General features: G+C 63.7%; 8 protein-coding genes. 2 read left to right on the forward strand and 6 right to left on the reverse strand.

The window, feature by feature from the left end:
• Positions 1-124 precede the first annotated feature (124 nt).
• Positions 125-1033, reverse strand: coding sequence for a tRNA glutamyl-Q(34) synthetase GluQRS (gluQRS, locus tag ACRC0P_RS03465; RefSeq protein ID WP_438628395.1), 909 nt, complete (start codon positions 1031-1033; stop codon positions 125-127).
• Positions 1034-1234: 201 nt separating this feature from the next.
• Positions 1235-1672 carry an RNA polymerase-binding protein DksA gene (gene dksA, locus ACRC0P_RS03470; RefSeq protein WP_438628396.1) on the reverse strand — a complete coding sequence of 146 codons (438 nt, stop codon included), beginning with the start codon at positions 1670-1672 and terminating at the stop codon, positions 1235-1237.
• A 294-nt stretch (positions 1673-1966) separates the two neighbouring features.
• Here dksA and sfsA point away from each other — a divergent pair, with 294 nt between their 5' ends.
• Positions 1967-2680: a DNA/RNA nuclease SfsA gene (sfsA, locus tag ACRC0P_RS03475; protein ID WP_438628397.1), complete on the forward strand. Its 714-nt coding sequence runs from the start codon at positions 1967-1969 to the stop codon at positions 2678-2680.
• A gap of 171 nt (positions 2681-2851) precedes the next feature.
• On the opposite strand, the gene ACRC0P_RS03480 is transcribed toward sfsA, so the two are convergent.
• The 4 genes from ACRC0P_RS03480 to ACRC0P_RS03495 all read right to left on the reverse strand — a co-directional run bounded on the left by ACRC0P_RS03480 (position 2852) and on the right by ACRC0P_RS03495 (position 6064).
• Complete coding sequence (locus ACRC0P_RS03480) at positions 2852-3208, reverse strand: Rieske (2Fe-2S) protein (RefSeq protein ID WP_438628398.1); 357 nt, start codon at positions 3206-3208, stop codon at positions 2852-2854.
• Positions 3209-3392: 184 nt separating this feature from the next.
• On the reverse strand, positions 3393-4448 hold the full coding sequence (locus tag ACRC0P_RS03485) for a S1C family serine protease (RefSeq protein WP_438628399.1): 1056 nt from the start codon (positions 4446-4448) through the stop codon (positions 3393-3395).
• A gap of 302 nt (positions 4449-4750) precedes the next feature.
• On the reverse strand, positions 4751-5629 hold the full coding sequence (gene htpX, locus ACRC0P_RS03490) for a protease HtpX (protein ID WP_438628400.1): 879 nt from the start codon (positions 5627-5629) through the stop codon (positions 4751-4753).
• A 150-nt stretch (positions 5630-5779) separates the two neighbouring features.
• Positions 5780-6064, reverse strand: a complete 285-nt coding sequence (locus tag ACRC0P_RS03495) for a TfoX/Sxy family protein (RefSeq protein WP_438628401.1) — start codon at positions 6062-6064, stop codon at positions 5780-5782.
• Between the two features lie 241 nt (positions 6065-6305).
• Here ACRC0P_RS03495 and ACRC0P_RS03500 point away from each other — a divergent pair, with 241 nt between their 5' ends.
• Complete coding sequence (locus ACRC0P_RS03500; protein ID WP_438628402.1) at positions 6306-7025, forward strand: M15 family metallopeptidase; 720 nt, start codon at positions 6306-6308, stop codon at positions 7023-7025.
• Positions 7026-7059: the final 34 nt, after the last annotated feature.

The following is a 7059-nucleotide window of genomic DNA, read 5'->3' on the forward strand; positions in this document are numbered from 1 at the left end:
GGTCCAACTCGTATAGCGTAAGACAAAGCTGGACGTGGTCATGGGAAAACTGTTCTCTCCTGTTTGCCGCAGGCAGAAGATGTTAATAGGCGCCAGATGCGGGAGCAAATATGCAGCGGATTCTTCAAGTGGCGGGTCCCGGGTCCCGGGTCCCGGGTCCCGAAAAATCGAGTTGCCGATCGCGCATATCCACCTGGTGGCGCTGCCAGCGCGCCGCGGCCCACTTGAGAATATGTTCCGGCTCTTCCCGCGCCAGTTCTCCGGGTGGGCGAAAGCCGAGAAAGCCCAGTGCGATGCACAGGTTTTCCGGCGCGCTGGCGTCGTTTATCGCCGGGGCGTGATTCTGCTTGCTGAGCTTCCGGCCCGCGGGCCCCATCACCAGGGGCAGGTGGCCGAACTGCGGCGGCGGTGCGCCCAGCAGGCGGAACAGCCGCTGCTGGGCGCCAGTGGTATCGATCAGGTCGGCGCCGCGCACGGTATGGGTTACACCCTGGTCGATATCGTCCACCACCACTGCCAACTGGTAGGCGTAGAGGCCGTCGCGGCGCTTGAGGATGGTGTCCTCGGCGATCGCCTGGGTCTGTGCGCCCCGCCAGAGGTCGACGAAGTGCTCCTCGCCGCCGGTGCATATCAGTCGCAGGGCGCTGGGGCCCTGTTCCTCCCGGGTACCCCGGCAGCGGGCATTGTCGTGCCCGCCGGCGGCGCGGATCTGTGCCCGGGAGCAGTGGCAGGGGTAGATCAGTTCCCTCGCCGCCAGTTCCGCCAGGGTGGCTTCATAGAGCTTGTGGCGCCCGCTCTGCCACTCCAGCGGACCGTGCCAGTGCAGGCCGTGGGCCTCCAGCGATTTGACGATGCGCGTGGCGGCGCCAGGTTCCTCCCGCGGCGGGTCCAGGTCCTCCATACGCACCAGCCAGTGCCCGCCGTGAGCCACGGCGTCCAGGTAGCTACCCAGGGCGCACACCAGGGAGCCGAAATGCAGCGGTCCGGTGGGGGAGGGGGCGAAGCGGCCAACGTAGGGGTGGAATTTATCCAAGGGTGGTTTTGGTGACAGCGCTTTTAATCGGGTTCAGGGGCGGCCCTGCTACCGGTGGCGCTTTGCGGGACACGCCGTGAATCCATCCCTGGAGGCTTGGCGGCGAGGTCCCTCTCGCCGACAGTCCCGCAAAGCGCCACCGGCATCAGGGCCTTCGCATCGGGTTTCGGTATTCTGTTCGAGTCCCGAGTCCCGACAAAATTAGCCGGAAATCTGCTTTTCCTTGATTTCCGCCAGCGTCTTGCAGTCCACGCACAGGGTCGCGGTGGGGCGGGCCTCCAGGCGGCGGATGCCGATTTCCACGCCGCAGGCTTCGCAGAAGCCGTAGTCGTCCTGGTCGATCAGTTCGATGGTGGCATCGATCTTCTTGATCAGCTTGCGCTCGCGGTCGCGGGTGCGCAGTTCCAGGCTGAACTCCTCTTCCTGGCTGGCTCGATCCGCCGGGTCCGGGAAGTTGGCTGCCTCGTCTTTCATATGGGAAACGGTGCGGTCCACTTCCGCCATCAGCTCGGCCTTCCAGGCCAACAGCAAGTTGCGGAAATGCTCCTGCTGCTTCTCATTCATATACTCTTCGCCCTTCTTCTCCTTATAGGGCTCAAAGCCGTGCAGAGAATCGGTGCTCGCAGCAGTTTTGGGCATAGTCGTTGCCTCTCTTTGTATACGGGCCCCCGGATATGGGGGCACCACCACCAAATTCAATCTAGCTTAGTCGGAATCTTCCCGGCTGGTGCTTTTTTGAGCGGAAGGCACCACCCCGGCGACCGAGAGCGAGGAAGCTACCAAATCTCTGCGGTTCGCGCCACAAAATGTTGTGCGCGGGGTGTGTGGGAGCTCACCGGTAGCCGGCGCGGGTGCTGTAAAGCGGTCGGGGTCGCCACACCGCGGCCGGGTGTAGTATTTTGTGGCGCCCGGATTGTCATCAGGTATCTATCAGTGAAGTTTAATCCACCCCTGCAGCGGGGCACCCTGCTGCGCCGCTATAAGCGCTTCCTCGCTGATATCGAGACCGAAGCCGGCGAGTTGATGACCGTTCACTGCCCCAATACCGGCTCGATGAAAAACTGCTGGGCGGAAAACACCCCCTGCTGGTACTCGGACTCCGGCAACCCCAAGCGCAAGTACCGCCACACCCTGGAAATTACCACCACCCCGGAGGCGGCGTTGGCGGGGGTGAATACCGGGCGTGCCAACGGCCTGGTGGAGGAGGCGATTGGCACAGGGGTTGTCGCGGAGTTGCAGGGGTATGAAACCCTGCGCCGCGAGGTGCGCTACGGCAGCGAAAACAGCCGTATCGACCTGTTGCTGTCCGGGCCGGCCGGGGCCTGCTATGTGGAAGTGAAGAACGTCACCCTCGCCGAGGGCGCTCGCGGGCTCTTCCCCGACGCGGTCAGCAGCCGCGGCGCCAAGCACCTGCGCGAACTGCAGGCGCTCGCAGAGGGCGGCGTGCGCGCGGTGCTCTTCTACTGCGTGCAGCACACCGGGATCGAAACGGTGGCGGCGGCGCGGGAGATAGACCCGGGCTATGCCGCCGCCCTGGATTCGGCGCTGGCGGCGGGGGTGGAGGTGATTGCCTATCAGGCGCACATAAGCGCCGATGAGATTGCCCTGGGTAAGCCGGTACCTTTTCGAGTGAATTCAACCCTGTAGGAGCGGCCCATGGCCGCGACAAATTTGTTGGGAACAAATTTGGACGCCGAAGGCGCCCGAAGGGTGAGCGCCATGGATGGCGCGAATCAGCGATCCAGCTTCGTAGCACCATCGATCGCGGCCATGGGCGGATGGCCGCCCCGCCGCTCCTACAGGAAAGAGAAAGCGCGATCAGTCGGCGAGCAGAACGTACAGTCCTTCCGGACTGTGCTCCACCGGCACCGGCATCAGCGCCTCGCCGGCGCAGGGGCCGGCAATACATTCGCCGGTCTCGATCAGGAACAGGGCGCCGTGGGAGGCGCACTGGATCAGCGCCCCCTCCGGGTCCAGGAATTGGTCCGGCTGCCAGTCCAGGTTGATCCCCTGGTGGGGGCAGTGGTTTCTGTAGGCGTAGACCTCGCCATCCTTCATCACCGCGAACACATTGCCGATGCCCGCGACGCCCTGTTCGGATGAGGGGCCCACGGAAAACCCCCTGGACTGACCCTCGGTTAGTTCGTCGTAACGGCAAAGAAAGTATTTCTGCATAAAATCGGAACAAATTTGTCGGGAGAAATTCGGACGCCGTTGGTGATCCATGGATGGCGCGATTCACTCTGTAGGGTGCGCCGTGACAGAAAATTGCTCCCTGCATTTTCTGCACTTCCGCCATCCATGGCGGTCGCGCACCGTTGAGCCGAGCGGTGCGCGCGGCGCATCCTACACTTGTCACTCATTCGGGAGCCGCGAGTGTAACGGAAGTGCGATGCTCTTGCCCGTCGCGCAGGTAACTCAGTTCCACCTCCTCACCGACGCGATGGTTTTCCAGCGCGTTCATCAGGTCGTCGTAGTTGCGCACCGGTTGCCGGCCCACCGCCACTATCACATCCCCAAGCTGCCAGCCGCCGCGGCTGGTGCGATAGACGCCGCGCAGACCCGCGCGCTCCGCCGGCATTCCCGGGGCGGTGCGCAGGACCGCCACACCCTCGAAGCCGTAGCGGCTGGCCCACTGGTCCGGGGCCGATTGGATTCCCAGCACCGGGCGCACCAGGCGGCCGTGGGCGATCAGCTCGGGCACTATCTTCTTCACCGTATCCACCGGGATGGCGAACCCGATGCCCACGCTGGCGCCGCTGGGGCTGTAAATGGCGGTGTTGACGCCGATCAGCCGGCCACGGCTGTCCAGCAGCGGGCCGCCGGAGTTGCCCGGGTTGATGGCCGCGTCGGTCTGGATCACATTGCGGATGGTGCGGTTGTTGGCGGCCTGTATCTCGCGCCCCAGGGCGCTGACCACGCCGGTGGTCAGGGTGGTGTCGAGCCCGAAGGGGTTGCCGATGGCGAGCACCTTCCGGCCCACCGCCAGGTCGCCGGAGGTGCCTGCCACCAGCGGTGTGAGCAACTCTTCCGGCGCCTCGATTTTCAATACCGCGAGGTCCTTTTCCGGCGCCGAGCCCACCAGCTCCGCCGGCCACTCGCTGCGGTCCTGCAGGGTGATGGTGACCTTGCGTGCGCCCTCGATCACGTGGAAGTTGGTGACCACGTGCCCCTGCTCGTCCCAGATAAAACCGCTGCCGGCGCCCTTGGGCACCGTGTGCAGGCGCAGGGTCCAGCGGTCGCGCACCACGGTCTCGTTGGTGACGTAGACCACCGAGGGGCTGGCGAAGTTGAACACCTGCATGGTGTTCCGCTCGTCGTCGGTGGAGAAGGTTGGCAGCGGGGTGGCGGATGCCGCCAGGGCCGCCAGCAACAGCAGCGACCCGGCGGCCAGAAGGGAAAAGAATCGGCTCATGGCACCTGTGAGAGTCAGTTGGTTCGGGTGCGAATGGTACTAAGTTAAGGCTTTGGGGCGAACCTGCTGCCGGGGCTTCTTTGCGGGACACGGGCTAGGCGCCCCCCCGTGAATACCTCCCTGTAGGCTTGTCCGCGAGGTCCCTCTCGCAGACAAAACGGCAGGAACCGTTTTGGACGCCGGAGGCGCCCGAAGGGCGAGGACCAGGGATGGTCCGAGTCACAGTCCCGCAAAGAAGCCCCGGCACCAGGCCCTTCGCATCAAGCTTCTTGGCTTAACTTAGTGCCGTTCGGTTCGGATGCCTATTTTTGCAGGGCCGCGATACGATCCTCAAGGGGGGGATGGCTGGCCATCAGCGCGCCCAGAGAGTTGCCGAAGATGCCGAAGGCCTTCATATTGCTCGGCAGGGGCTGTTCGCGCCCCGCCTCCGCCTCCGTCCTCAGGTGGGTCAGGGCGGAGATCATGGCCCCGCGGCTGGCCAGGCCGGCGCCGGCGGTATCGGCGCGGTACTCCCGCCGTCGGCTGAACCAGGCCACCACCATCATCGCCAGGAAGCCGAACAGGATGTTCATGACGATGGAGGTGACGAAGTAGCCGATGCCCAGGCCCTGCTCGTTGCGCAGCACCACCCGGTCGACGAAGAAGCCCACCAGCCGCGACAGGAATATCACAAAGGTGTTCAGCACCCCCTGGATCAGCGCCAGGGTCACCATATCGCCGTTGGCCACATGGCCGATCTCGTGGCCGATCACCGCGCGCGCCTCGTCGCGGTTGAAGCGTTGCAGCAGGCCGGCGCTCACCGCCACCAGGGCGCTGTTGCGGTTCCAGCCGGTGGCGAAGGCGTTGGCCTGGGGCATGGGGAATACCCCCACTTCCGGCATGCCGATGCCGGCCTTTTTCGCCAGATCGCGCACCGTGTCCACCAGCCACTGCTCGTCCGCGGTCTGCGGCCGTTCGATCACCCGGGTGCGGGTGGTGGCGCGGGCGATGGTCTTGGACAGCAGAAGGGAAATCAAGGCGCCGCCGAAGCCGAAGATGGCGGACATCAGCAGCAGGGCCGGCAGGTTCAGGTCGACGCCGTTGGCCTGGAGTATGCCCCGGATGCCCAGCAAGTTGAATACAATGCCAACCAGTACCAACACCACAAAGTTGGTCAGCAAAAAGAGACCAATGCGCAACATGGTATTCTCCAAAAATACTTTTTCAGGGTAATTACTCACCCCGACGGTCCCCTCTCCCCCTTTGTTAGGGAGAGAGGAGAGTTAGTTATCTCAGGGAAAGTTTAGATAGGGCCGCCGGAAGTGTTTTCAACCTGGGGTCAAGCCGGTCTTTTATTCGGTGCCCTGTGAGGACAGCAGCCGGTCCGCTTCGCTGGCCAGGCGCGCCTTCAGGTCCGGGTCCAGCTCATTCCAGTGCACGTCCAGCAGCGCCCCCTGGAGAGCGTAGAGCAGGACACGGGAGACGTTGATGCCTCGGTTACGGATGCTGATAAAGGCGCCTACCGGGCCGATCCGGCGCAAGTCCTCACAGGAGCGGATACCGATGGAGTGGAGAATATTGACAGAGGCGAGGCCCAGGTTTTTCAGTTGTAACAGCTCTGATTGACTCGGGTGCATGCAGTTCATCCCTAACTGGTTGTACTTCCATTTTGCCCGGCAGGTCCCGCAGCCGCGCCCGGCAACATAGCACAAAACGACCGAAGGCCAAATCGGGGCTATCCAATTCAGTGTCAACAGACGCCGGTCCTGGCGATTATTGGGTCTTTGGGAATCCGTCCCAATGATATGGTTGTTTGCGTGGTGTATCTAATGTAGTCGGGTTTGGTACCTTTGCCTGCGGACAACCGGGGAGAATGAGATGCTGGAGGCGCCATTGCAGCGAATGCTTTTTGGCTTGGACGACGACCATGTCATCCTCGAGCCGCGCTCCGGGCAACTGCTGCACCCGGAGGCACTGGTGGCGTTCGAGCGGCTGAGCGCGGATGCGCAGATGGCGGGTTTCGATCCCCTGGTGGTTTCCGGTTTCCGCAGTTTCGAGCGTCAACGCACTATCTGGAACAACAAGGTAGCGGGCAGCAGACCGGTGCTCGACAGCGCCGGCGAACCGCTGGATATGGCGCAACTGTCGCCAGAGCAGGCCGCCTTCGCTATATTGCGCTGGTCGGCGCTGCCGGGCGCCTCCCGCCATCACTGGGGTACCGATTTCGATGTGGTGGACGCGGCGGCGATGCCCGCGGACTACCGCCTGCAACTGAGCCCGCAGGAGGTTGCCGACAATGGTATCTTCGGCCCTTTCCACCGCTGGCTGGATGCGCAGATCGCCGCCGGCCGCAGCTACGGGCTGTTTCGCCCCTACGCCGAAGACCGTGGCGGCGTTGCGCCGGAGCGCTGGCACCTGAGCTACGCGCCCCGTGCCCGCGAGCTGCAGCAGCTGCTGACACCGGAACGGCTGCGGGCGCAGTTGCAGAGGTGTGAGCTGGCGTTGGGCGATGTGGTATGCGGCAATATAGAGTCCATCTTCCAGCGGTTTATTCGGGTGCCGGAGGAGTGTTACCCCGACAACTTTGATTTCCCATGAATTTGTAGGAGCGGGGGGGCGGCCATCCGCCCAT

This window comes from Microbulbifer sp. (assembly GCF_051659245.1).
In the GTDB taxonomy this organism is placed as follows: domain Bacteria; phylum Pseudomonadota; class Gammaproteobacteria; order Pseudomonadales; family Cellvibrionaceae; genus Microbulbifer.

Excerpts from the sequence above, each read along its gene's own strand:
- ACRC0P_RS03480 (WP_438628398.1), bottom strand. The coding sequence starts at position 3,208 with ATGCAGAAATACTTTCTTTGCCGTTACGACGAACTAACCGAGGGTCAG.
- dksA (WP_438628396.1), bottom strand. The coding sequence starts at position 1,672 with ATGCCCAAAACTGCTGCGAGCACCGATTCTCTGCACGGCTTTGAGCCC.
- ACRC0P_RS03500 (WP_438628402.1), top strand. The coding sequence starts at position 6,306 with ATGCTGGAGGCGCCATTGCAGCGAATGCTTTTTGGCTTGGACGACGAC.
- ACRC0P_RS03495 (WP_438628401.1), bottom strand. The coding sequence starts at position 6,064 with ATGCACCCGAGTCAATCAGAGCTGTTACAACTGAAAAACCTGGGCCTC.
- ACRC0P_RS03485 (WP_438628399.1), bottom strand. The coding sequence starts at position 4,448 with ATGAGCCGATTCTTTTCCCTTCTGGCCGCCGGGTCGCTGCTGTTGCTG.
- htpX (WP_438628400.1), bottom strand. The coding sequence starts at position 5,629 with ATGTTGCGCATTGGTCTCTTTTTGCTGACCAACTTTGTGGTGTTGGTA.